The organism is Vibrio sp. 10N.222.46.A1, from assembly GCF_041473595.1.
GTDB lineage: Bacteria > Pseudomonadota > Gammaproteobacteria > Enterobacterales > Vibrionaceae > Vibrio > Vibrio tasmaniensis_A.
The window spans coordinates 1-1,184 of the sequence record NZ_JBFRSN010001547.1; the positions used below are offsets into that span (position 1 = coordinate 1).

Annotated in this window: 1 protein-coding gene and 1 pseudogene; one reads left to right on the forward strand and one right to left on the reverse strand. The window is 37.7% G+C overall.

Annotated elements, in window-relative coordinates; genetic code table 11:
- A pseudogene (locus AB4496_RS27975) lies at nt 1-142 on the forward strand (IS110 family transposase); the annotation flags it as partial.
- 167 nt (nt 143-309) lie between these two features.
- Here the strand turns inward: AB4496_RS27975 and AB4496_RS27980 are convergent.
- On the reverse strand, nt 310-1,184 hold an 875-nt coding region (locus AB4496_RS27980), incomplete at its 5' end, for a hypothetical protein (RefSeq protein ID WP_372133294.1).

Sequence of the window (1,184 nt, forward strand, 5' to 3'; positions counted from 1 at the left end):
CTAAAAACCACTTTAGCCTTCATGCCGTAAACCAAAATGGTAAGGTCATACTTCATAACTCGGTAACCCACTCTAAATTGCGGACTACAATAGCAAATATGTCACTCATGCGTATAAGCGTGAGGCCTGTGGTGGTTATCACAACCTTACCTTGGCCTCACTTGTCTTGAGAGAAACCTCAAAGCAATGTGCCCTTCAAGCCTAATCGTACAGTTTACTTAATAAAATGGTGCCGGGATTGCTCAACACTCAGGGATTTAGTGTTGCTAGCGTGAAGCCTTAATCCTTATTCGTTTATGTGGATATCAGCTAGCATGCGTTGAAAGGTGGTTCTGTTCTATAAAAATATGCCATTGCAATCTTCATGGCCATCCATCCTTCATATGTGAACATATCTTGGGGGGCATTTAAAGGGAACTCGATATATTTATAAAGTGGATTACTTTCATCAACACTCTCAATACTAATAAATTCCCAATTCTCCTCCGCCATTTTCATTTCAGATTGAATACTAGCAATATCTAATGTAGTTTCAGCAATAAAAAATAACTGGGGTTTACCTCCTCGGACGAGCTCCCTTGTAAACGCAAGCGGTATTAGGCTATATTGATCTGGTCTAAGTCCAATTTCACTTTTTATTTCCTTTTCTATTCCTTTACAGAAAAAGTCGAATGATAAGGTATTCGTAATAGTATCATTTTCATTCCATGCAAAAACCCCAGATGCAGAGCAATGGAATTTACCTAGGCCGTTATCCATTATAGCTTGTTCATTCCCACGAATGGGTATCAGTACTTCTTTTGTATTTGGATTAACGACAATAGCAGCCACACCTAGAGTATTTGAAAGTATTGATGATCTTAGAGGAGTAATTAGACCATGATGAGCTTTTTCATAATCATTTCGAATCGTTAGTAATGGGTCTTCCCCTAATACACCAGAAGCCCAATCTAAAGTTAGATTCGTTGCGACTTGATCAAAGTAAGTAGCTGGTTGGATATGAATTTTGTTTTCCGTTATATCAAAATTAGTGATACGTATTGAGTAATCGTTTTGCCACTCGCCTGATGTATCATCAATTTTTATCTTGCCTAAGGCTTTAAATAGTTCTACTGCTTTTTCTGAATGTTCTTTTAAATAGTCGGGAACCTGGTATTTCGCGTCAATAAAACACACTTCTAAAT